Annotated in this window: 19 protein-coding genes and 1 riboswitch; of the genes, 10 read left to right on the top strand and 9 right to left on the bottom strand. The window is 48.0% G+C overall.

The genetic code is table 11. The features are described 5' to 3' along the window. Positions 1 to 74: 74 nt before the first annotated feature. Complete coding sequence (locus ACFQZR_RS00645; protein ID WP_379341875.1) at positions 75 to 1499, bottom strand: VanW family protein; 1425 nt, start codon at positions 1497 to 1499, stop codon at positions 75 to 77. Positions 1500 to 1696: 197 nt separating this feature from the next. On the opposite strand from ACFQZR_RS00645, the gene ftsE reads away from it, so the two are divergent. The 5 genes from ftsE to ACFQZR_RS00620 all read left to right on the top strand — a co-directional run bounded on the left by ftsE (position 1697) and on the right by ACFQZR_RS00620 (position 7649). After that, complete coding sequence (gene ftsE / locus ACFQZR_RS00640; protein WP_018758722.1) at positions 1697 to 2383, top strand: cell division ATP-binding protein FtsE; 687 nt, start codon at positions 1697 to 1699, stop codon at positions 2381 to 2383. Continuing rightward, positions 2373 to 3290, top strand: coding sequence for a permease-like cell division protein FtsX (gene ftsX / locus ACFQZR_RS00635; RefSeq protein WP_379341873.1), 918 nt, complete (start codon positions 2373 to 2375; stop codon positions 3288 to 3290). The genes ftsE and ftsX overlap by 11 nt, the downstream gene beginning before the upstream one ends. 240 nt (positions 3291 to 3530) lie before the next feature. Continuing rightward, positions 3531 to 4709: a murein hydrolase activator EnvC family protein gene (locus tag ACFQZR_RS00630; RefSeq protein WP_379341870.1), complete on the top strand. Its 1179-nt coding sequence runs from the start codon at positions 3531 to 3533 to the stop codon at positions 4707 to 4709. Between the two features lie 136 nt (positions 4710 to 4845). Next, entirely contained in the window at positions 4846 to 6291 is a 1446-nt protein-coding gene (locus ACFQZR_RS00625) for a S41 family peptidase (protein ID WP_379341868.1), read from the top strand. Between the two features lie 83 nt (positions 6292 to 6374). Then, positions 6375 to 7649, top strand: coding sequence for a PDZ domain-containing protein (locus ACFQZR_RS00620; protein ID WP_379341866.1), 1275 nt, complete (start codon positions 6375 to 6377; stop codon positions 7647 to 7649). On the opposite strand, the gene ACFQZR_RS00615 is transcribed toward ACFQZR_RS00620, so the two are convergent. Next, positions 7628 to 8029 (bottom strand): hypothetical protein, encoded by a 402-nt coding sequence (locus ACFQZR_RS00615; RefSeq protein WP_379341865.1) that lies wholly within the window; start codon positions 8027 to 8029, stop codon positions 7628 to 7630. The two genes, ACFQZR_RS00620 and ACFQZR_RS00615, sit on opposite strands and share 22 nt — an antisense overlap. A 139-nt stretch (positions 8030 to 8168) precedes the next feature. After that, positions 8169 to 8321: riboswitch (cyclic di-AMP (ydaO/yuaA leader) on the bottom strand. 276 nt (positions 8322 to 8597) lie between these two features. On the opposite strand from ACFQZR_RS00615, the gene ACFQZR_RS00610 reads away from it, so the two are divergent. Next, on the top strand, positions 8598 to 10154 hold the full coding sequence (locus ACFQZR_RS00610) for a copper amine oxidase N-terminal domain-containing protein (protein WP_379341863.1): 1557 nt from the start codon (positions 8598 to 8600) through the stop codon (positions 10152 to 10154). Positions 10155 to 10257: 103 nt separating this feature from the next. On the opposite strand, the gene ACFQZR_RS00605 is transcribed toward ACFQZR_RS00610, so the two are convergent. Further along, entirely contained in the window at positions 10258 to 11103 is an 846-nt protein-coding gene (locus ACFQZR_RS00605) for a helix-turn-helix transcriptional regulator (protein ID WP_379341861.1), read from the bottom strand. Positions 11104 to 11233: 130 nt separating this feature from the next. On the opposite strand from ACFQZR_RS00605, the gene ACFQZR_RS00600 reads away from it, so the two are divergent. Beyond that, entirely contained in the window at positions 11234 to 12766 is a 1533-nt protein-coding gene (locus ACFQZR_RS00600; protein WP_379341859.1) for a glycoside hydrolase family 31 protein, read from the top strand. 57 nt (positions 12767 to 12823) lie between these two features. Here the strand turns inward: ACFQZR_RS00600 and ACFQZR_RS00595 are convergent, their stop codons facing one another. The 4 genes from ACFQZR_RS00595 to ACFQZR_RS00580 form a co-directional block, all read right to left on the bottom strand. Beyond that, entirely contained in the window at positions 12824 to 13432 is a 609-nt protein-coding gene (locus tag ACFQZR_RS00595; protein ID WP_379341857.1) for a TVP38/TMEM64 family protein, read from the bottom strand. A 22-nt stretch (positions 13433 to 13454) separates the two neighbouring features. Continuing rightward, positions 13455 to 14015 (bottom strand): hypothetical protein, encoded by a 561-nt coding sequence (locus ACFQZR_RS00590; RefSeq protein WP_379341855.1) that lies wholly within the window; start codon positions 14013 to 14015, stop codon positions 13455 to 13457. A 240-nt stretch (positions 14016 to 14255) separates the two neighbouring features. Further along, the gene (locus ACFQZR_RS00585) at positions 14256 to 15050 is read right to left on the bottom strand and encodes a flagellar motor protein MotB (protein WP_379341853.1); all 795 of its coding nucleotides are present in this window, start codon (positions 15048 to 15050) and stop codon (positions 14256 to 14258) included. Further along, positions 15034 to 15840: a flagellar motor protein gene (locus ACFQZR_RS00580; RefSeq protein ID WP_379341851.1), complete on the bottom strand. Its 807-nt coding sequence runs from the start codon at positions 15838 to 15840 to the stop codon at positions 15034 to 15036. Before ACFQZR_RS00580 ends, ACFQZR_RS00585 begins: the two co-directional genes overlap by 17 nt. Positions 15841 to 16044: 204 nt before the next feature. Between ACFQZR_RS00580 and uvrB the strand changes: the two genes are divergently transcribed. Next, positions 16045 to 18039, top strand: a complete 1995-nt coding sequence (uvrB, locus tag ACFQZR_RS00575) for an excinuclease ABC subunit UvrB (protein WP_379341849.1) — start codon at positions 16045 to 16047, stop codon at positions 18037 to 18039. Positions 18040 to 18444: 405 nt separating this feature from the next. Then, on the top strand, positions 18445 to 21309 hold the full coding sequence (gene uvrA, locus ACFQZR_RS00570; RefSeq protein ID WP_379341846.1) for an excinuclease ABC subunit UvrA: 2865 nt from the start codon (positions 18445 to 18447) through the stop codon (positions 21307 to 21309). A gap of 145 nt (positions 21310 to 21454) precedes the next feature. Here the strand turns inward: uvrA and ACFQZR_RS00565 are convergent, their stop codons facing one another. Continuing rightward, positions 21455 to 23068: a nitrite/sulfite reductase gene (locus tag ACFQZR_RS00565; RefSeq protein WP_379341844.1), complete on the bottom strand. Its 1614-nt coding sequence runs from the start codon at positions 23066 to 23068 to the stop codon at positions 21455 to 21457. Between the two features lie 287 nt (positions 23069 to 23355). On the opposite strand from ACFQZR_RS00565, the gene ACFQZR_RS00560 reads away from it, so the two are divergent. Further along, positions 23356 to 23565 (top strand): hypothetical protein, encoded by a 210-nt coding sequence (locus ACFQZR_RS00560; RefSeq protein WP_379341842.1) that lies wholly within the window; start codon positions 23356 to 23358, stop codon positions 23563 to 23565. 64 nt (positions 23566 to 23629) lie between these two features. Here ACFQZR_RS00560 and ACFQZR_RS00555 read toward each other — a convergent pair whose 3' ends face one another. Next, positions 23630 to 24094 carry a RidA family protein gene (locus ACFQZR_RS00555; protein WP_379341840.1) on the bottom strand — a complete coding sequence of 155 codons (465 nt, stop codon included), beginning with the start codon at positions 24092 to 24094 and terminating at the stop codon, positions 23630 to 23632. Positions 24095 to 24143 lie beyond the last annotated feature (49 nt).

Here is a 24143-nt window from a genome sequence, read left to right as displayed (position 1 = left end):
ACCGAGGCATTAGCACGGCGCCCGAAAACACGGTATTCATTATAACCGATCTGCGCGGGTAAGAACTAGCTTTTTCAAGAAACGCCGTCCTCCAAAATTTCCTTTGTGTCATCCTTCGATTTGGAGTTCGATACTTCCTCGCCATTATTAACCGCGACGAGCATGGGCTGAGGCTGGTACGTATCACGTGAAATGCGCTTCTTCTCGATCACTTTCCCGTTCTTCGTCAGCGTCCGGTAAGTTTCTACAATATATCCTTGCTTGCCCTCGGAGAGGACTTCACGTCCGCCGGCCGGCAGGCTGCTGTCGACGACATATTTGACCGGAGGTTCAAGGACTTTAACCGTACTGGAGCTGATATCGTAACGCGTATCTTTATCCATCGTACCGAAAAGTTTGATGGTCAGCTCTTTATTGACAACTTCTGCGCGAATAAGCAGGGTTTTGCCTGTCGTGTTCTTGAAGCGGAAGTTAATATTGCCTTCGGAGAAAGTCGCATCCTGCCCAATTGGCAAATAGCTTACAGGTAAAGAATGATTGCGCCGTTCGACAATTTGAAGCCCTGTACGTATGGCAGCGTTATAAAGGGTACTTGATACTTGACAGATCCCGCCCCCGATACCGGGAATGAGCTTCCCTTTGAAAATAACCGGGGCTTCACGAAAACCGAATTTCTTTTCTGTTGCCGCAATGATTTTGCCATAATCGAATACGTCACCTGGTTTGAGAATGGTATTGTTCAGCGTCTTGGCTGCGGCGGTAACATTGTACACCCGACCCTGTGCGCTCGTTGCGAAGCTTGTTGTGAACTCCATGATTTTGCGCTCGACACCCTCTGCCTTAAGTGCATCGAGTGTGATTTTGGCAGGCATCTCCTTGAGTGTGAATTGAACCGTAGCAACTTGTTTCGCCGCTGTCTCGCTTATAAATTCACGCGGAATTTGCTTCGCAATATCTTGTTTGGTTCGCTCCCAATCAATACGATTAGCCGACTGGTCTGGTATGTAGCTGACGACATCTTGCGGGCTGATAAGCCGTACGGCATTCACGGACTGTCCCATATATTTTTTCTCCCAAGCGGCATCATATTGCTTCATCAAGGCGGTGTCATCCCACTTGACGATGAGATTCCATTGTTTGGGCATCGAGTAGCGATATTGCACGCGGTCCCACAGATTTCCTTCGGTTAATTTCTTCATCTCTTGTAATAATCCCGATTCCTCGAACGTAACGCCGAGCTGCTTCATCGTGATAACCCGTTCGACAGCCTTCGGTGCATCGATTCTTAGTGTGATTTTCTTTTCATTAAGCTGCTCAATCTGCTGCTGATAAGCTGCGATCACTTCGTTCATTTTCATGTCGCCAACGTTCCAATTTGCGAGTGTTACGCCCTTCGGCAATGTGGATTGTGATGCATAACTGTGCAGCCAACCCCACGTGCCAACACCGACCAATACGATGAATGCTACTACGATGAATCCGATATGAATCCGTCTCATTTGCTGAACGCTCCTCTGAATTTATCTTGAAAAATCAACCCTTGTATCATGTATATGCGAGTTCGATTTTCAAGATGATTTTCATTCTGAACGATTTATGAAACACTCGAAACTTGTTGGAAATCACCTGGGAATAAAGGAATTTTGGGTAATGTGTCGAATATATTAAGGGCTAACTATGTTCCGGGAGTGATATTGTGATTGAAATGCAGGATATATGGAAGACGTATGCGGACGGAACACATGCCCTTCGTGGGGTTTCAGTTCGTATTGACCGAAATGAATTTGTGTATCTGGTAGGACCGTCTGGTGCTGGTAAATCGACATTTATGAAGCTTATTTATAGAGAAGAAGTTCCGACAAAGGGTCAAATTTCAGTGAACGGTTTTAATGTAGGCCGGCTGAAGCAGCGTAAGATTCCTTATGTACGCCGTAACATCGGCGTTGTATTCCAAGATTTTAGATTATTGCCGAATTTGACGGCATTCGAGAATATTGCGTTTGCCATGGAAGTGATTGAAGCCCCGCGCAAGCTGATTAAGCGTCGCGTGAGCGAAGTGCTGGATTTGGTCGGGTTGAAAAGTAAGGCGAACAGCCTTCCGGCCCAGCTCTCAGGTGGTGAGCAGCAGCGGATCTCGATTGCTCGCGCGATCGTGAATAATCCATCCGTGATTGTCGCGGATGAGCCGACGGGGAATTTAGACCCTGAGACATCGTGGGGCATTATGAACCTGCTGGAAGAGATTAATTTCCGCGGAACGACGATTATTATGGCAACGCATAACAAAGAGATTGTAAATACGATTCGTAAACGTGTTATCGCGATCGAAGGCGGCCAAATCGTGCGAGATCAAGTGCGAGGAGATTACGGCTATGACATTTAGAACAATACTTCGACACTTGCGGGAAGGCGCGAAGAATGTGATTCGCAATGGATGGATGTCCTTTGCTTCCATTAGCTCGATCGTCATTTCTCTATTTATATTAGGTGTATTCTTGGTCTTATCATTGAACATTAACGCGCTCGCTGGACAAGTCGAGAGTCAGGTTCAAATCCAAGTGTACTTGGAGCCGAACACGACAAAAGAGCAGCGGGAGCAACTACATACCGAAATCGGCAACATGAGTGAAGTCAGCAAGGTAGAGGTTGTCACGAAGGAAGAGGGCATGAAGATCTTCCGTGAAAATTTAGGTGAAGACGGTAAGGAACTGTTATCCGGATATACGGAGGATACGAATCCGCTGCCAGATACACTGGTTGTCGATGTCTTGGAGCCAACGACTATTCCGACTGTAGCGAAGAAAATTGAAGAGCTCAAGAAGACGACGACCGAGAAAGTCATTGCCAAAGTCAAATATGGCGAAGGTACTGTTGAGAAGATGTTCGCCGTGACGGACACGATCCGGAATGCAGGTCTCATCGTCGTGGCGGGTCTTGCGATTACGTCGATGTTCTTAATTTCGAATACGATCAAAGTGACCATCATTGCACGTCGTCGAGAGATCGGTATCATGAAGCTGGTGGGCGCAACGAACCACTTTATCCGTGTGCCATTTTTTATTGAGGGTGCCTTGATTGGATTTTTGGGTTCCGCGGTTACGATTGGGATTCTATTCACCGGTTATTATCGTCTAGTGAAGCTCACTCAGGTGGAGCTTGGGCTTATGCTGATTAAGCTGATGCCGCTGCAAGAGCTATGGTTATCGGTAGGTGGGGTTATCCTCGGATTAGGTGTCTTGATCGGGGTTTGGGGGTCCACCGTCTCCATCCGCAAATTCTTAAGAGTCTAGAATGGTAGTTCAAAATTCACCTTATTATCACGATGTTGAATCGAGAAGAGTGTTCGGCATCGAATCTTGCGTTCACCCTTGAAGTCCGGTACTCATTTAGGTTTCTCCTAAACTCCGTTCCTCCTTCTTCGGGTTCTCGCAACCTTCTCGGTGCTAACAAGTCGAATTTTGAACTCTTATTTATTATTTTAGTTTCATAATCGAAGAAGAACCTGAAAAGAACATGGAGGGGAAAGTCTTTTGAAGAAGAAACTGATGTTATTGCTTATCATGATGGGTCTTATCTTTACGACGGTGCCACCGATGCAGACCCATGCGGAGTCAGAGCTCGATAAAATTAATAAAGAAATCAAGAAATTACAACAGCAACAGCGTTCCGCGATGAAGAAACAGCAGCTCGCTGAGAAGAGTGTGAAGGAAGCGAAGTTTGCCAAAGAACGTACGGCTTCAGAAATCACGGTTATTATGGCGCAAATTAATGATGTTACCAAAGATATGATGAATACTTCTGAACAGATCGACCAGACGGAGGAAAAGCTCCGCCTGGCAGCGGTTGAACTTGAAGAAGCGACCGAACGTGTTCAGAGCCGTAGTGAGCTGCTGGATTCGCGCTTGCGTCTCATGTATACGAATGGATTTGTCTCCTATCTCGATGTACTGCTTGATTCGGCGAGCTTCTCGGATTTTCTAGATCGTATTGATATGCTGAAATCGGTTGTTGGTCAGGATAAAGATATCTTAGCTGACAACAAACGGGACAAGCTGCTGGTTATCGATAAGAAGAAGCAGGTTGAGGGCGATCTAAAGCAAGTTCGAGCGCTCTATACCAAAATGAACCTCACCAAGGAAGAGCTTGCAGGCAAAGAGAAGCAAAAAGAAGTGATGATCGCGAGCCTCAGCAAGAAGATTGAAGAGGGCGAAGAGATCAGCGATGAGCAAGAGAAATTCGTCATGGAGCTCGCGAAGAAGACAGCGGAGCTGCAAGAGAAGAAGAAAAAATTCAAGCCGAAATATAAAGGCGGCAAGCTGGGTATGCCAATTCAGACTTTCCGAATTTCATCCGGCTTCGGACCACGGACCCATCCTGTGACAGGGCAAAAGGGAAAAATGCATACAGGACTTGATTTCGCCGCGCCGAAAGGCACATCAATTTATGCTGCAGAAGCAGGGATCGTCATCGTTGCTCAGACGGTTAGTGGCTACGGGAACTGTGTCATCATTAACCACGGTAATGGAATATGGACGTTATACGGACATATCCGTAATGGCGGGATCGTCGTTGAGAAAGGCCAGGAAGTGAAGAAAGGCCAGAAAATAGCTGAAGTAGGCAGTACGGGGCAGTCGACAGGAAACCATTTGCATTTCGAAGTGCGGGTGAATGAAGTACCGAAGAATCCAGTCGGTTACTTGAATTTATAGACTGCAGGGTAGACTTTTCTCACGCTCGCCTGAAATATGCAAATAAAAGGTGCATGCTTGTCATATACTACCACGAGAATCTTGTGAAAAGATGGAAACCTCTCCTGTGGGAGTTGGTTATAAGGTGGTGATTCTTGTGAAATTTACAGGTCGGGCAGTGATCGCATTTGTTCTGCTCACCATGTTCGCAACGTGCCTAATTACGTTGACGGTGGTGGAGAATCCGATTTTGACAAGTGGTGATCGACAAGCGAGCACGACGAAGTTCTCTGGGTTTACGAACAATGAATTTAAGAAGTTGAACACAACACTGCAATTGATCGAAGGTCAATATTATAGTGATGTTGATCGGGAGAAGGTCATTGACGGCGCAGTGAATGGCATGATGGATGCGCTCAAAGACCCTTACTCCGTATATATGAATGAGCAATCCGCAGGGCAATTCGCATCGAGCTTGGAAGGGACCTACACGGGCATTGGTGCGGAAGTGACCATGGAGGATAACAAGGTAACGGTATTGTCACCGATCAAGGGTACTCCGGCAGAACGCGCAGGAATCTTACCGAAGGATGTATTCGTCTCGATTAATGGTGAGAAGCTGGACGGGCTGAAGCTAAGTGAAGCCATTGACCGCATTCGTGGTCCGAAAGGAACGAAGGCGAAGATCAAAGTCCGCCGTACGGGTGTTGATGCATTGCTCGAATTCGAGGTCATCCGGGAGGACATTAGTCTGGAGACGGTGCATGGGCAAATGTTAGACCAGAAGATCGGACTGATTGAAATTCGTCAGTTCTCGATGAATACGGGAAAACGATTCAAAGAGGAACTAACGAAGCTGGAACAAGGCGGCATGAAAGGGCTAATCATTGATGTGCGTAACAATCCTGGCGGCTTCGTTCCTGTTGTAACGGACATTGCAGAGAATTTCATTCCATCTGGACAGGTGATCTATCAGCAGGAGCGTCGGGATGAGAAGGTGACGAAGGCGTTGTCCCGTGGAAAAGGGACGAAGAAATATCCGATAATTACGTTAATTAATGAAGGCAGCGCGAGCGCCTCGGAGATTCTGGCTGGCGCGTTGCAAGATCATCAGTTAGCGAAGCTTGTGGGCGTATCGTCTTTTGGCAAAGGAACCATGCAGGTCACATACAAGGAAGAGTTCGATGACGGCAGCTTGCTCAAGATGACGTTCGCGAAGTGGCTCACTCCCAAAGGGACTTGGGTGCATAAGAGCGGCATTAAGCCGGATTTGGAAGTGAAGGAGCCGGATTATTATTTCGTCGCTCGGCTGTCGCAGAAGGAAGAACTGAAATACGATATGAATAATGAAGATGTGAAGAACCTGCAAGTGATGCTGGAGGGTCTTGCTTATCATCCGGGCCGTAAGGACGGTTATTTCGATCATAAGACTGAGCAGGCGGTGCGAGCGTTCCAGATGCAATCGGGCTTGCCGGAGACAGGTTATGTGGATGATGCGACAGCCCAGAAGCTCGAGGCTGGCATCAAGATACGTCTTCAAGATCCGAAGTACGATACACAATTGAACAAAGCGGTCGAAGTGCTCCGGAAGGAAATTCGTTAGTCCGCGTCGAATATGGAGAGAAGGCTTAGGATTTAGCCTTCTCTTTTTTGTGCCTTACTTACGAATGAATTGGGGGTTGAGGAATGGGAATTGTGATGGAGATTTTATGGAATATTGTTGAAGCGATCGTGCAAATGTTTTTACAGCCGTTTCTATATATAGCGATTATTCTGATTGTCTTCCAATATCGTCGTCAGGTGATGTTGGAACGTAAGCTGTTCTCTGTCAAAATGCACGCACTAGGGGATCAACTGATACGTACCTTACTTGGTGGATTACTTGCGGGGATTGGGATCTCACTCGTCTCGGCTTTCACAGGAATGACGCTGACGACGGAGGCAATCCTGCTCGTATGGTTCGTTGCACTGATTTTAATGCTATTCCGTGTCCGGTTCTTATGTCTTGCATATGCCGTGGGGGTACTTGGTGTGCTACAGTTTATTGCCGATCGGTTCCCGGATTGGGAGCTGACGGGGTTCACTGGATCGGTGCTTACGACGCTGCGATCACTCGACATACCGGCATTAGTGGCTTTGGTTGCATTGCTGCATTTGGCAGAAGCGATTCTGATTCGCTTGCAAGGGGCAAAGTTCGCGAGTCCGTTATTTGTGGAAGGGAAACGAGGGAAGCTCGTAGGGGGCTATCAAATGCAAAGTTATTGGCCTGTCCCCTTGTTTCTGATGATTCCGGCACAGACGGTTGGTTCGGTACTTCCTTGGACGCCATTCTTCGGTGGGGAAGCGTGGACGAATGGTTGGATGCTCATGGCGTTTCCTGTCGTGATCGGTTTCAGCGAATGGACACAATCCCGATTGCCGCAGGTGAAGGTCAAACAGAGCTCGTTCTGGTTAATGGTATATAGTATTGTTTTGCTAGGGCTCGCATTCGCTGCGGGGCTATGGAGTCCGCTCATGCTCGTCGCAGCCTTGTTCGCGATCGCTATGCATGAATGGATCTATTGGTACAGCACGAAGGAAGAGGCCGAGCGCAGCCCATTATATGTTCATGATGATCGAGGATTGCACGTCTTGGCGGTTATCCCAGGGACGCCTGCACAGGAGCTTGGGATTGAACCGGGCGAGATTGTACATAAAGTGAACGGGGTTGCAGTGCGTACGAAGGAAGAGCTGCACCAAGCGCTTCGCACCAACCCCGCATTTTGTAAGCTGGAAGTGATTAACCTCACTGGAGAGATTAAGTTCTTGCAGCGGGCGATATTCGCAGGGGAACACCATCAGCTCGGCGTTATTCTCGCCCCGGATCAGGATGCTTCTTATTATGTGGGCAAAGGGCCAGCTTCGATCTTCACGATCGTGCGGATGAAGCTAGCAGGCGTTCATTCGAGAATGAAGATGTAATAAGCTACAGCTAAGGTTGTTAGATCATTGATGTTATATGTAAATGTAGGATCGTTCGTACTGCATAAATCCAAGAGTGCCGATTCGATGAGCTGGATTTTAGCGGGATGCCATGAACCACCATAACGGACGAGATAGTCAATCGCTTGGATGGCACTCATACCTGCTAAATGATGGTACGTAGAGGCCCATTTCACCAAATCGGTCGGTGGAGAGGTAACGATTCGATACTCCCCCCAGCCGACGCGCACACCATTGGATAACTTGAGTATCAGTGTGGTGGCATGGTCAGGCTCCTCCAATTGGAAGATTTCGATTTGTCTCAGTTGGCTTGATAGTTGATTTTTCATCGAAACTGTGTGTGTTGCGTTCATGTTCATACGAAGCATCTCCTTAACGATATATATGATCGACAAAAAGAAGCCCACGAAATAGAGGATTCCTCTGTTCGTGGGCTTCTTGCGTACCGCTCGATTGGGCAATGAGCAGCACGAAGAGAACGCGCAATACGATGCGAGACCTCTCTCAATGGATCGCTTACGAGGTTAGCTGTCGGATTCGGGTCTGAGAGATGACCCTACGGCTTACAGCCGATTCACCCCAAGAAGCTAGATTAGCTTCATAGTTGGTTCCCCCGCTTCTCTCATCATGAGAATTCAGCGATTAATCAATTGGCTGTATCATACGCCTGTGTGAGATTTTTGTAAAATGGTGGGAATCACCGTATTTTGAAGTTTGAGAAGCTGTAGATTGAAGTAAGCGCTATATTCATAGGTTCTCGAAGGCTAGATTGTTTTACGATCCGTTTCTATCAATTTTGTCATAAAAATGCCATGTTTGATCGAATATTGTAAGAAATATAGGTTTTTTTTCACTGTACAGTTTTGGAAAGCTTTGGGATAATAAGGAGATTAGTATAATTGTTACATAGTGGAAGGGGAAAAAGAAATGAGAGCGAAGACGTGGAAAAAGTGGTTAGGCGTCACGCTAGTCGCGATGATGGTCGTGCTTGCAGGCTGTCAATCGATCGGCGGAGTGAATATTGTCAAAGTTGTTGAGAACAGTCTCAACGTGAAGTCTAGTGAATCCAGCCAAAACTTGTCTGTGGAGTTAATCCCTCGTAAAGACGGCGCATTAACAGCTGAGGACAAGAAGATTATTGATCTTGTAAATGGCTTTAAATTGGACATTGACCATGCGGTAGCACAAGATCCATCACATATGTCATTAGCAGGGAAGATTACATATGGCGGGAAGGCTGTACCATTCAAACTTGGCATGGAAGACACGAATGTAACCGTGTGGATTGAAGGGATTAAGAAACCGGTCGTTGTCTCTCTAGCCAATGAAGAGTTGGAAGGCGAGCTGGTTGCTGAAATCGAGAAATCGCAAGATGTGTTCCGCGGAGCTGTTCAGAAGCTAGGTGCATACCTCGTGAAGCAAGCGCCTGTACCGAACACCGTATCGGTATCTTCCGTAACATATACAGTATACGGGGAGAGCCTGAATCTGCAGAAGCTCCATATCGAGATTAATGGTGACGAAGTCATCGGTCTCGTGAAGACATTATTAACGAATATGGTCAAAGATGATGCGGGATTACGCGAGATTACAACCGCATTATACGATGCGTTCTATCCAATTGTTGAAAGTCAAATGGGAATTTACGCTGATCAAGGCGCAGAAGATAACTTCTTTTCTTCCATAGCGAAGGACAAGGAAGTTGGTTCATTGGTACTCTACAAGTTCGTGAAGAACGGAATTGATGAAATACTGAAGGATTTCGATGCGCACGCAGAAGAGCTTATGAAGCAAGATGAAGTGAAGCAAGTGCTTAGCAAAGAATCCGGCTTGAAGCTGGACCTCTACGTGGATAGCGAAAATCAAGTCCGTAAACAGAACTTAGAGCTTACGGTTGCTCTTCCAGATATCGAAGACATTCCGGTTCAGAAGGTTATTGTACGTGCTGCGGCTGAGTCGTGGAATATCAATAAAGCCGTGAAGCTGGATGCTATCGACACAACGAATGGTGTAGAGAAGCTGGATGGATATGCGCTTTCGGGCAAAGGCTTCTTGGCGAATTTCGATAAGAGCTCGGCTGCTTTCGGAATTCTGAAGAATGACCTAGGTCTTGGCAAAACCGACTTCTCCGTATTCGAAGAAGATAGCTATGGAAGTGATGACTACTATCCAGGCTGGTGGACACTCGACGGCGTTGGTATGGTGCCACTCAGCGTCATTGCAGATGGGTTTGAGGCAGAAGTGAAGTGGGATGCAGCTACGAAACAAATCGTTGTCTATGATGCACTGAACGATATTACCGTAGAGCTTAAGATCGGATCGACAACGGCTTATGTGAACGGTGAAGCGAAGACGATGTCTCAACCGGTATTGGTTGATGATTATGATGCATCGAACGTGCCACTGCGATTCATCGTCGAAGCGCTTGGTGGTCAATTGAAATGGAATCCGGATTACTACGAATTCTATGTCACAAGCAAATAAGTTTTTATAGCAAAAGGGCTGTCCTCTGCATCACGCTAAGTGATCTGAGGGCAGCCTTTTTTTGAATAGAATCTCCCGTCGAATGGGAAAGGAAGAGTACCGATTATCCAGAAAAGACAGACTTAGTCCGATACTCGGTTGGCGACATGTTATAGTGCTGCCGAAAGACTTTGCCGAAATAGCTGGGACTCTCGAACCCGCATTGTACCCCAACCTCATGGATCGGAAGGTCTGATTGGCGAAGTAGAGTAACTGCGGCATCCAGACGTCGGCGGCGTAAGTATTCGAAGGGGGAGCAGTGCTCGATTTTCTGGAAAATGCGGCATAGATGATGTCGACTTACCTGACTGCTCGCGGCGATTTCTTCGAGTGCAATAGGCTGAGCGTAATGGGTGTCCATGAACTGTTTGGCAAGGAGGATCACCGGACTATCCTGCGCGTTTGTGGTCGCATGGGATCGGGACCGAAGCAAGGTCAACATCCATTCATAGACAAGTACAGACAGTATATAAGGATCGCGGATTTGCTCCGTTACGATACGATGATAGAGTTTCCAGTAAGCGCGAATGGGTTCAGCATGCTCATCGAGTGTCACAACCGGGCCTTCTTTAGCAATAATGCGATCCCAAATTCGCTGTGCATCTTCGCCCCGGGCATTGAGCCAAATGAACTTCCACGGCTGCTCAGATGCGGAATCGTAATAGTAACGATGCGGACTGGGCACTTGAACGAGAAAGGCAGTGCCTTCGGGCAGCCAGTATGTCGTTCCGTCGATCTCTACACGTCCCTCGCCTGACAGCGTATATTGAAAAATGATATGACCGCGGTCCGGACGTTCGTTGCCTTGAAAGGAATAGCTGGCTGAATCGACCTCCTGACAACCTAAGGAATCCAGTGTCATAAAAGGTGCGTCTTCCGCTGCTTGAAAGCCGATGTTGAACGGATTCAATCCGAGAACCTCCTTCAATTCAAAGATCAATCTCGTTATAGTATAGGGCAATATGTTCAGATTGTCGCTGCAATCTATCGCTGATAAGATGGAGTCAATTTAGGAAAATGCATAGAAAGTAGGGGCAGCGATGGCGACAAACCAGTTAACGATTGATGTTGAGCACGGGGAATATTGGTGGGGAGGCCGTGTATCGGATGGGCAGCAGATGCCTTATGGGATGATAGATATCCAAGTGGATTTATCAACAGATTTGCATGGTAATCAGGCTTGTCCTTTGCTCTTATCGAGCAAAGGGCGATATATCTGGTCGGAGGAGCCATTTCGGTTTCGATTCCATGGCGGCAAATTAGAAGTAAATAGTGACTTGGGAGATTTGAAGCTTCACGAAGGGCTACAGGATGTGCGAGGAGCTTATCGCCATGCATCGGCAACCTATTTTCCATCGTCTGGAGAGGCACCAGAGCCGCTCTTGTTTACGGCACCGCAATATAATCTATGGATTGAGCTCTTGTATGAGCCGACACAAGAAGGCGTTCTTCAATATGCTAGAGATGTGCTCGCGAATGGAATGGCGCCAGGCGTAATCATGATTGATGATAATTGGCACGAGCCTTATGGTGCCTGGACATTCCACAGTGGTCGATTCCCGAATCCGCGCGCCATGGTGGATGAGCTGCATGAAATGGGCTTCAAAGTGATGTTATGGGTATGCCCATTCGTGAGCGCAGATTCGATGACCTTCCGTGAAGTCGAGCCCAAAGGCTATCTCTTGAAAGATAAAACGGGTAATACTGCATTTAGGCGGTGGTGGAACGGTGTGAGCGCTGTGCTCGATTGTACGAATGAGGATGCTGTAGCATGGCTTCATGCGAAGCTGGATCATCTTCAGACGACCTTTGGGATTGACGGATTTAAGCTGGATGCAGGGGATTTGCCATTCTATGATGTATCGGATCAGAGTGCAGTACAGTCAAGCCGCAATGGGCATTGTGAAGCTTGGGCGAAGGTAGGTCTACGCTACCCGCTGAATGAGTATCGTGCCTGTTGGAAGCTCGCTGGGCAGCCCTTGGTACAACGCTTGAAGGATAAAGGGCATGAATGGGGCTATAGTGGTCTAGCATCGCTCATTCCGGATGGCATTGCGCAGGGTATGCTTGGTTATGCCTTCATCTGTCCGGATATGATTGGCGGCGGTGAATATATGAGCTTCACGACGCAATCGGATCGATTGGATGCAGAATTGATCGTGCGTTATGCACAGTGCTCGGCACTGTTCCCGATGATGCAGTTCTCTGCTGCGCCTTGGCGTATCTTGGATGCAGAGCATCTCGCATACTGTGTTGAAGCGGCACAGCTGCATACCCAGCTCGGGGAGGAAATCTGGCAAATCGCGCAAGATTCTGCAGCAAGCGGAGAGCCGATGTTAAGAGCGATGGCCTATGAATTCCCGGAAGAAGGACTCGAAGAAATAAAGGATCAATTTATGCTCGGAAGTCAGATTCTAGCTGCGCCAGTTACGACCAAAGGAACGCGATCGCGTACTGTCGTATTTCCTTCTGGAACATGGCTTGGGGATGACGGGAGTGTCATTATAGGCCCATCGAGACATGAGATTGATGTACCATTAAGCCGGCTGCCGTGGTACCGCAGACAAGTGTAGTGACCATTAATTTATTAGCAAACACGACAAGAGCCCCCTGGATCAGGAGAAGGGCTCTTAGTTAATTTGGAATCGTTTCTCGATTCGTTTACCGCCGAGCCACAGAACAGCAAGTCCAATGATTAAGGCGAGGATACGCCACGGCTCAGCAATGAAGCCTTGCCAATCATGTCCGACGAAAGATATCATGAAGATCATGACGGCTTTGCCAAGTGCAACGGAAGCTAGGAAAATAGCGAGTGGAACACGACTCATGCCAGAGGCTATATTAATGAAAAATGAAGGTGTGAACGGAAAACAATATAGTATAAATAGGGGGGTAAACCCTCTTCGTTCCACCCAGTTGAAGAAATGCTCCGCTTTGGGATACTTGCGTGACAGATAGTCGTTGAATCGCCCGCCGTAGCGTCTTGCTAACAAGAAGAGGATCAGCGCCCCAAGCACGGAACCGATCCAAGAATAGAGAAAACCAAGTCCTAGACCATAAGCTGATGCGTTGCCTACCACGATAATAAAGAGTGGGAGGAACGGCAAGAAGGCTTCTGCAAATGGCAGCAGGATGCCTGGCAGCGGGCCGAGCGACGAGTACTTATCTAGAAGTCCTTCAATTTGATTCATATCAAGCTGGGATAAATAGTGATAGGTATGCTCAAACCAAATAGCCATTTGCTCTCCTTTCAAAATGCGATTACGATGTCATCGGCAGCTGATGCAGATTCTTTGCTTTTTGTCGAAGATCTCCTGAATAGACTAGCTCCAAGCTCTCACAGTTTTGCAGATCTTCCGGTGTAATCTGAGCGATTGATTTATTCACGATAGGAACCCCATGCTTTTGCAGCATATAGGCAACGAATTGCGAGCAGAAGAACGCGTTTTTCCGCTCAATGGATATATTAAAGACCACACCGAAGAGGCCCAGGAAATTATATTTATACTTGTGCTGATGATACTCCATATGACGAATTTGCAAACGCATGCGCTCGTAAGTCTCTTCACTAACCGTACAGCAGTAAAGTTCGCATTCGGTTCTGCGCGTTACGGCTCGAACGAGATTTCCGAATACCTCTTCTTTAACGAAACCGCTGCTGAGGGGGTTTAATGAATTTTTACGACCAAAACTATAGACTTCTTTCATTTCCTCATCGAGCACGATCGAAGCATGATTCAGCTTTGCTCTCGTATACAACCCGATCAATTTCGAGAACCACGTTCCCGTATCTGTTAGAAGAATATAGACTTTCCTACTCAAATCAGTTCACCAACCTGTTTAATAATACCTTTATTGTAGATCAGGTAAGATTTGGTGAAAACGTGCGGACGTCGGGATTCCTCCTAGACTCGGGACGGGGGATGTTGGAAATTATACCAAAAAGCTGCTCATTCGTCATGTTTGTTTGACGTTAGAGCAGCCTTCTTCAGTTTATGCTTACCACAATAGAGATAACATCTATAAGTGGTCGCTCATCTTAGTATGTAATTCGAGTTTCTCTCACTGCTGTTGTATCTTGCGAAGTATGATCATTTCGACGCGGCGATTTTTCTGGCGGTTGCTGGCTGAATCATTTGGCGCAACAGGACGGGTATCCCCATACCCCGCAATCTGGAATTTCGCTGCATCCATCTGCTCTTGATCCATGAAATAACGAAGGACAGACAACGCGCGTCCGGCGGATAGCTCCCAATTGTCCTTGAATACCCCACCGGGTTGAATACGTAGATCATCTGTATGTCCTTCAATGCTTATGGTGGTATCGAGCTGGTTGAATAAACTGGCGAGCTTGTGCAGCATCGGTATAGATACTTCCTTTATATCGGCTTTGCCAAGATCGAACAAGAACTGGTCGTTTAATCGAATGGAAATCCCTTGTTCTGTATCGGAGATCGAGATTTGATCACCTAATTGATTGTCTTGCACGTAAGATGTGATGACGGATTTGAACGTCTGCAGCTCTTGTTCCTGCTTGCGGAATTGCAGTTCTCTCTCGGTCATCGGTGCCGTACTTGGTTCGGCGGTAACGGCCTTAGATGCGGGCTGCTGTATCGTATTGTTCGTGCCTGGCTGCTGCATGACTCCTTTGCCCTGCTCTAGAACTCCATTGGGATCGTGAAAAGTCGCATGCAGATCCTGGGAGAGGGAGTTGTACTTATCAGGGTCAATCTGGCTGACCGAGAACATGATGACGAAGAAAATCATGAGCAGCGTAATTAAATCCGCATAGGTAATGAGCCACCGTTCATGTCCTTTGGGTGCGGCGGATTTTCGGCGTCTACTCCTGTATCTCATGTCCGACCGCCTTCTTCTTCAGCTGCATGAGTGTCACGGACGGATCGTCGGTCAGGAGGAGCGCGTCCAGCTTTTTACGGATAACATGCGGTGGTTCCCCGGCTTGAATCGCTAGAATCCCATGCATCATAAACTCCATATGTTGGATCTCATCCATGCTTCGCGTATTAATCTTGCTGGCAATGGGCAAATAGATGAGATTCGCACTAACTACCCCATAGAGGGTTGCGGTAAACGCGATTGCGATCGACGGCCCGAGCATACCTGGATCCGTTAAGTTGCCCAAGACGTGAATCATCCCCATGACTGTTCCGATAATCCCCATGGTGGGCGCATAGCCGCCAGCGGCTTCGAATATTTTGGCGTACCCTTCATGCCGCTGTTCAGCGACATCCATCTGAAGCTCCAAGATTTGTCGAATCAAAGCGGGGTCTGTTCCATCCATCACCATCATTAATCCTTCGCGCATAAAATCGTCCGGATGGGCAGAGACGTGCTTCTCAATCGCGAGCATCCCGTGACGTCTTGTGATCAACGCATATTCCGTGAACTCGTCCATCTTTTCGTAAGGATCATGCTGCGGCTTCGTAAAGGCGAATTGGAGTGCCTTCGGAATCATACGCAAACGAGACATCGGGAAGCTGACAGCAACAGCTGCGAAGGTGCCGCCAAATACGATAAGCGCAGCTGTTGCCTTGAACAGACCGTTTAGTTGACCGCCTTCCAAAAGAAATCCGCTAATCAGAGCGGCTAGGCCGGCTAGTAAGCCGAAGATTGTGGTCATATCCATGAAACATTACACTCCCGAACTGGATTTAGAATTTGCAACAACTAACAGAAAAAGGTATAATGAACGGGAACAAATATTCCTATCTGTCCAAAATGGAGCAACATCTTCCTGATGTTTTTATCGGGAAGTTCGAATATATAGTTTAGCACCTGCTGCGTTAGGCGTGCAGGTAAATATTTTACATGTGTGGGTGATGAGAGTCCAATGAGTGATATTGTCGTAAGTTCTAGTAAGTTCCAGCTTGAATCTGAATTTTCGCCGCAAGGGGATCAACCGCATGCGATAGCGGAATTAGTGGAAGGGATTCATAACGGGAAGAAATATCAGACGCTGCTCGGTGCGACGGGTACAGGGAAGACATTTACGATTGCACAGACGATTGCTCAAGTGAACCGGCCGACCTTAGTCATTGCACACAACAAGACGCTGGCAGCGCAGCTGTGCAGTGAGTTCAAGGAATTCTTCCCGAATAATGCGGTGTCCTATTTCGTCAGTTATTACGATTACTTCCAACCGGAGGCGTACATTCCGTCCACGGATACGTACATCGAGAAGGATTCCAGCATCAATGAAGAAATCGATAAACTGCGCCACTCCGCGACATCTTCATTGTTCGAGCGTCGAGATGTCATTATTATCGCGAGTGTGTCGTGTATCTATGGTTTAGGATCACCAATGGAATATAAGAGCATGGTATTGTCTCTTCGAACTGGCATGGAGAAGCCACGGAATCAGATTCTTTCGAAGCTTGTCGAGATTCAATATCAGCGCAATGATCTGAATTTCGTGCGGGGGACCTTCCGGGTTCGCGGCGATGTTGTGGAGATTTTCCCAGCATCGAAGGGCGAGCACGCTGTTCGTATTGAGCTGTTCGGTGATGAGATTGAACGGATTACAGAGATCGATGTCTTGACCGGTGAATTGATCGGTGAACGTGAACATGTGTCGATCTTCCCGGCATCTCACTTCGTAACCCAAGAAGAGACGATGAAGCGCGCGCTTGTAAATATTGAGCGTGAGCTGGAAGAACGGTTAGAAGTATTGCGTTCCAATGGCAAGCTGCTGGAAGCACAGCGGCTTGAGCAGCGTACGCGATACGACATTGAGATGATGCAAGAAGTCGGGTTCTGTTCAGGGATTGAGAACTATTCAGGCCCGCTGACGTTCCGTGAGCCTGGCGCAACACCCTATACGCTGATGGATTACTTCCCGGACGATTTCTTGATCGTGATCGACGAGTCTCACGTGACATTGCCGCAGATTCGGGCGATGTACAATGGTGACCGTGCACGGAAGACGGTACTGGTCGAGCATGGATTCCGGCTGCCGTCCGCACTTGATAACCGTCCGCTGCAGTTCGAGGAGTTCGAGCAAAAGGCTGGACAGTGTGTCTATGTATCCGCGACTCCGGGTCCGTATGAGCTGGAACATTGTCCCGAGATGGTACAGCAGATCATTCGTCCGACAGGACTGTTGGATCCTATCATTGAGATTCGCCCAACGAAAGGGCAGATTGATGATCTGATTGGGGAGATCCGTGATCGGATCGCGAAGGATGAGCGTGTACTCGTAACGACACTCACGAAGAAGATGTCAGAGGATCTGACAGACTACTTCAAGGAAATTGGCATCAAGGTGCGTTACCTTCACTCCGATATTAAGACATTAGAGCGTATGTCGATCCTGCGGGATCTCCGTCTAGGTACGTTCCACGTCTTGATCGGTATCAACTTGCTGCGGGAAGGTCTCGACTTGCCGGAAGTATCGCTCGTCGCGATTCTGGATGCGGATAAGGAAGGCTTCCTGCGCGCTGAGCGCTCATTAATCCAGACGATAGGCCGTGCTGCACGGAACTCGGAAGGTCGGGTACTGATGTATGCGGACAAAATGACGGATTCAATGAACAAGGCGATTTCGGAGACGGAACGTCGTCGTACTATTCAGATTGCCTACAACGAGAAGCACGGCATCACGCCGCAGACGATCAAGAAGAAGGTGCGCGAAGTCATCGAGGCGACGAAGGTTGCGGAGCAGAAGGCTGATTATCTCACAGGCGCTGCCGCGAAGATGTCGAAGAAAGACCGCGGTTCGATGATCGAACGCCTCGAGGCCGAGATGAAAGAAGCAGCGAAGAACTTACAGTTCGAACGCGCCGCGGAGCTGCGTGACGCGTTGATGGAATTGAAGTCGCAGGACTAAGATCCAGCGGAATCGATTGAATCTATAAGTCTATGAGCATGCTTAGGTGGGCATGATGGAGATAGATGGACAGTTATGATTGATTGAGATATAAATGATTTTTGTGTAGCAAAGTCACGTTAACATAAAGCGTGTCCGAAATCAGGGGTTAGCAAGGGGCTAACCCCTGATTTCGGACGAAAGCGCTCCACCCTCGTAGCCTCTAGATAACGCTTTGGCAGTTCTCTAGACAAACTTTCGGGTGTCCAGAGGGCAAGCCCTCTGGGGTCCCCCTTTCAAAGGGGGATTTAGGGGGATGAAGAAGGTAGAGGGTTCACAAAAGGGTGTAAAAAGTCCCCGAGAGGGGATTTAGGGGATGAAAGATTCCTTTAGGAGAAGTAAGGGAGACATTTAGGAGGGTTTCGATTGGCTAGTGATAACATAGTAATCAAAGGCGCACGCGCGCATAATTTGAAAAATATTGATGTGACCATTCCGCGCGACCGCTTCGTTGTATTAACAGGCCTGAGTGGGTCCGGGAAATCGTCGCTTGCATTCGATACGATTTATGCGGAAGGACAACGTCGCTATGTCGAGTCATTGTCTGCATATGCACGACAATTCCTAGGTCAGATGGAGAAGCCGGATGTCGATTCGATTGACGGTTTGTCTCCTGCGATCTCGATTGACCAGAAGACGACAAGCCGAAACCCGCGTTCAACGGTCGGTACCGTTACCGAAATATACGATTACTTGCGTCTATTGTTCGCGAGAATCGGACGACCGCATTGTCCGGAGCATGGCATTGAGATTACCTCGCAGACGGTCGAGCAAATGGTGGACCGGATCATGCAATATCCGGAGCGGACGAAGCTGCAGATTCTGGCGCCGATTGTATCAGGGCGTAAAGGCGAGCATACGAAGCTGTTAGCCGATGTACAGAAGCAAGGCTTCGTACGGGTTCGTGTCAATGGCGAAATTCGTGATTTGAGTGAGACCATTGAACTAGAGAAGAATAAGAAGCACAATATCGAAGTCGTCGTCGACCGGATTGTGATTAAAGAAGATATTCAGACACGCTTGGCGGATTCGATTGAAACGGCATTGAAGTTATCGAACGGGCAGCTGCTTGTCGATATTATCGATCAAGAAGAGCTGATGTTCAGCTCGAATCTTGCTTGTCCGATCTGTGGATTCAGTATGGATGAGCTTGCACCACGGATGTTCTCCTTCAACAGCCCGTTTGGGGCTTGTCCGGATTGTGATGGACTCGGTCTTAAGATGATCGTAGACCCTGACTTGCTCGTGACGAATCCCGAAGCGACGATTGAAGATGGAGCCTTCGAGGCATGGGCGGGAAGTACATCGAACTATTATCCGCAATTCTTGAAATCGGTCTGCGAACACTATGGTATTCAGACGGATGTTCCGGTATCAACACTTGAGAAGGAACAGATTGCGAAGCTGTTGTACGGCACCGGCAAAGAGAAGGTTCGCTTCAAATATGAGAATGATTTCGGGCATAAGAAGGAAGCTTTCGTACCGTTCGAAGGGATTGTCCACAATCTAGAGCGCCGCTACCGTGACACAGGATCCGAAGGGATTCGTGAATATATCGAAGCGTATATGAGTGCGAAGCCATGTGGCACGTGTAAAGGAGATCGCTTGAAGAAAGAGAGTCTTGCGGTCACGATCAATGACAAGAACATGGCGTATGTGACGGCATTATCGATTGGTGATGCGGAACAATTCTTCAACAGACTTGTCTTGACGGAGAAGGAAAAGAAGATTGCTCAGTTGATCTTGAAAGAGATTAATGCAAGGCTCGGCTTCTTGGTCAATGTGGGGCTCCAATATCTGACGATGAGTCGTGCAGCGGGAACGTTGTCCGGTGGTGAGGCGCAGCGGATTCGACTTGCGACACAAATCGGTTCGAGTCTGATGGGCGTTCTCTATATTCTGGACGAGCCAAGTATCGGCTTGCATCAACGGGATAATGATCGTTTGATTAAAGCACTCGAACATATGCGAGACCTGGGGAACACGCTCATCGTCGTTGAACATGACGAGGATACGATGTTGGCTGCGGACTATATTATCGATATGGGACCAGGGGCTGGGATTCATGGGGGTGCTGTGGTGTCCGAAGGAACTCCGACACAGATCATGGCGGATGAGAACTCGCTAACGGGTCAATATTTGAGCGGTCGTAAGTTTATTCCGGTGCCGCTTGAACGTCGTAAGAACGATGGTCGTTGGCTTGAGATCAAAGGGGCGAAGGAGAACAACCTGCGCAACGTGAATGTGAAAATACCTCTCGGTGTATTCACGGCGGTGACGGGGGTATCAGGTTCGGGGAAATCGACGCTGGTTAATGAAATTCTGTATAAAACCTTGGCGCGTGATCTGAACCGTGCGAAGGTACGTCCAGGTCAGTATAAAGAGATGAAGGGTATCGAGCAGATCGAACGTGTTATCGATATTGACCAATCACCAATCGGACGGACGCCGCGTTCCAACCCAGCGACCTATACTGGCGTATTCGATGATATTCGTGATGTGTTCGCATCAACGAATGAAGCGAAGATTCGCGGTTACAAGAAAGGCCGCTTCAGCTTCAACGTCAAGGGCGGCCGCTGTGAGGCTTGCCGTGGCGATGGTATCATTAAGATTGAGATGCACTTCTTGCCGGATGTCTACGTGCCTTGTGAAGTCTGCAAAGGTAAACGTTATAACCGTGAGACGTTAGAAGTGAAATATAAAGGCAGCAGCATCGCTGATGTATTGCAAATGACGGTGGAAGATTCGGTAGAGTTCTTCAAGAATATTCCGAAGATTCATCGCAAGCTGCAGACCTTGCTGGATGTCGGTTTGGGTTATGTCAATCTAGGCCAACCTGCAACGACATTGTCAGGTGGGGAAGCGCAGCGTGTGAAGCTGGCAGCAGAGCTCTATCGCCGCAGCACAGGTAAGATGATGTATATTCTGGATGAGCCGACGACAGGTCTGCATGTCCATGATATCGACCGCCTGCTCAAGGTCCTTCATCGTCTGGTTGATTCCGGAGAGACGGTTCTTGTGATCGAGCACAACCTGGATGTGATCAAGACAGCGGATTACTTGATCGACCTCGGACCAGAGGGCGGAAGTGGCGGTGGAACGATCATCGCAACAGGCACGCCTGAGCAAGTGGTTCAGACGGAGATCTCTTACACCGGGAAATATCTGAAGCCAATTCTGGAACGCGACCGTGTTCGTACAGAGGAGCAGCTGGAGACAGCATCGGTGTAACATCATTCATCATGTCTATATATATAGCAATAGCCGTGTCCTCGATAGGACACGGCTATTTTTTGGTGTGAACGATGGAAGGTAGCGTTTGAGCAAAAAAATGATGGACCCGCTCAATGGTGGACGAGATCCATCATCTCTATGATTAAGACGCTAAGATTTCAGTAAGCTTCTCTTGGAATGCTGGAACCCCGACACGGTTCACATATTGATGGAAGGTCTCTTCCGCCTCACGGTTTTCCTTATAGAACAAGATGAGCTGCGATAAGACAGCACCGACATCATCCCCTTTAACGCGGCCCTTAAGCACTTGGTTGAACTTCGGTGCATGCGGGTCAAGCGTGCCGCCAACCGCGATATCAAAGGCATCGATCATACCATCCGGTGTCTTTACAAGAGCACCTTGGAGGCCGATATCCGCGATATGCTTCTGACCGCAAGCATTTGGGCATCCGATGAAGTGGATGCGAACTTTCTCATCGAGTTCGACATTCTCATCCAAATACTGCGCTACTGTACGTGCACGTTCCTTCGTCTCGACGACAGCAAGGTTGCAGAATTCGTTGCCTGTGCAGGAAACCGTACGGCTCATGAAGTGTTTAGGGAATGGCGTCAAGCGCTGCAACACTTGGGCTTTCAGTGCTTCCTCGACTTTGTCATCAGGTACTCCGCTGATGAGGATATTCTGCGACATCGTTGTGCGCAGCTTGCCTTCACCGAATTGATCTGCCACGTCTGCGAGCTGGATCAATTCATCCGAGTTCAAGCGCCCGACAGGAACGTTCAGACCAATGTAGTTCAGGCCTGCTTGCTTCTGTGGGTGAACACCGTCATAGTAAGCGGCTTGCCAGCCAACAAGCTTATCTTCGCCGCGGGAAGGCAATTCACCGACAAGCTCGGTGAGCTTCTCTTTGAACTTCTCAGGACCCCAGTCTGCGACAAGGAATTTGAGTCGCGCATGGTGGCGCTTCTCGCGATATCCGTAATCCCGGAAGATCGTCGTGACGCCAATCGCTACGTTCAAAGCTTCCTCAGGGCGGACGAAGATATCTAACTTTTGCGCCAAATGAGGCTTCGCAGATAATCCACCGCCGACCATGACGTGGAATCCGATGACTTCTTCACCGTCAATGACTTTCGTAGCCGGCACATAAGCCAAATCATTGATTTCCCCGTGTGCATTATTATAAATATTGCCTGAAATCGACATTTTATATTTACGAGGCAGGTTCGAGAAATCACGGTTCATTAAGAAGTAATCGTTGATCTGTTCGACCAGATCGACCGTATCTATCAGTTCATCGCGGTCAATCCCTGCAAGCGGGTTACCAACAATCGTCCGCGGGCAATCGCCGCAAGCTTCGTAGGAGTAGAGTCCGACTTCTTCCAGGCGTCTGAAAATATCCGGTAACGACTCAACGGTCAGCCAGTGGTATTGAATCGCTTGACGTGTGGTCACATCGATCAAGCCGCGTCCGTACAATTGGCCGATCTCGGCAATTGCGCGGGCTTGAGCTGTCGTGAGGATCCCGCCGTTAATCCGAATACGCATCATGAAAAATCCATTTTTCGGTTTCTGTTGGTAGACACCCGCCCATTTGAAGCGGTCCATATCTTCGGGTGTAATGGAATCATAGCCTTCTAACGCATATTTCTCGATGATCGTACGAATGACATCAAGGCCATCCTTCTCGAGTTTGACAAATTCGAACTTATTTAACTTTGACGGATCCGCCGTCCACAACGGTTCATATGCCATTCTGAAGCCCCCTGAGTTTAATTCCGATTAAAACGGTATGAAATATAGATTTATCGTAACATATTTCCAGTTTGGCGTAAATTCATTATGATCAATTCGATGTATAAGGAATTATTATAAATAGATTGAAAATTCATTATGACAAATGTGACTAGTTTCATTGCAAAATGGGATATAATAGGTGACAAGTTTGTTAAAGTTCATGTTTTTTGCTTGCATATGTTGGCGGTGGGCGCTAACATAGACGAAGATAGGTAAATTGTGAGAATTTTCAAGGGGGTCCCGGCATGTTGTTAGCTGAAGCTGCAGAAGCTGCGAAGAAATTCGAGTGGTTCGATATCATCATGGTTGTCGCCACGCTTATACTCGTAGTGGCTCTTGTGCGTCTATTGAGCGAACGTGTGAAGAATAAATTTGCTATCGCATTCACGACTGTAAGCCTTATTGTGTTCTTGGTTGCAGACGTTGCGATGGTAAAAACAAGTTGGTTAGCTTAACGTAATCATGAAGGGACCCTCTGACGACTGTCAGAGGGTCTTTTGCGTTCACCATAAGATTTGATTAATCGCGAACCTCGACAATGAGCTCGATTTCCACCGGGGTATGGAAGGGTAGATCGCTCGTGCCAATCGCAGAACGCGCATGGCGTCCGCTCTCGCCGAACACATCGATAAGCAGGTTTGAAGCACCGTTAATGACATAAGGTTGATCGGCAAAGCCTGGCGCACTGTTGACGAATGCGAGCATTTTAACAACTTTGACAACGCGGTCGAGGTCACCCAAATGCGCACGAAGGGCAGCAAGGCAGTTAATGATCACTTGACGTGCCGCTTCTTGGCCTTGTTCGATCGTTAGTTCACTACCCAGCTTACCTTCAAACATCAATACACCGTTAATGCGGCAGTCATGGCCGGAAGTGTAGACGAGGTTGCCCGTTTGGTTGCAAGGCAGGTAAGCGAACTTCGGTTCACCGACTTCGGGTAATGAAATGCCGAGTTCTTGCAGACGTTGTTCAATTTTGGACATGATAAGATCCTCCTGAATATGAAGCCTGATGCGGCTTACGAAGATTTTT

Origin of the sequence: Paenibacillus sp. GCM10027629, assembly GCF_042676425.1 — a bacterium.
GTDB lineage: Bacteria > Bacillota > Bacilli > Paenibacillales > Paenibacillaceae > Paenibacillus_K > Paenibacillus_K terrigena.
The sequence above is the reverse complement of the archived record's forward strand: the minus strand, read 5'-3'. Positions and strand labels throughout refer to the sequence as shown.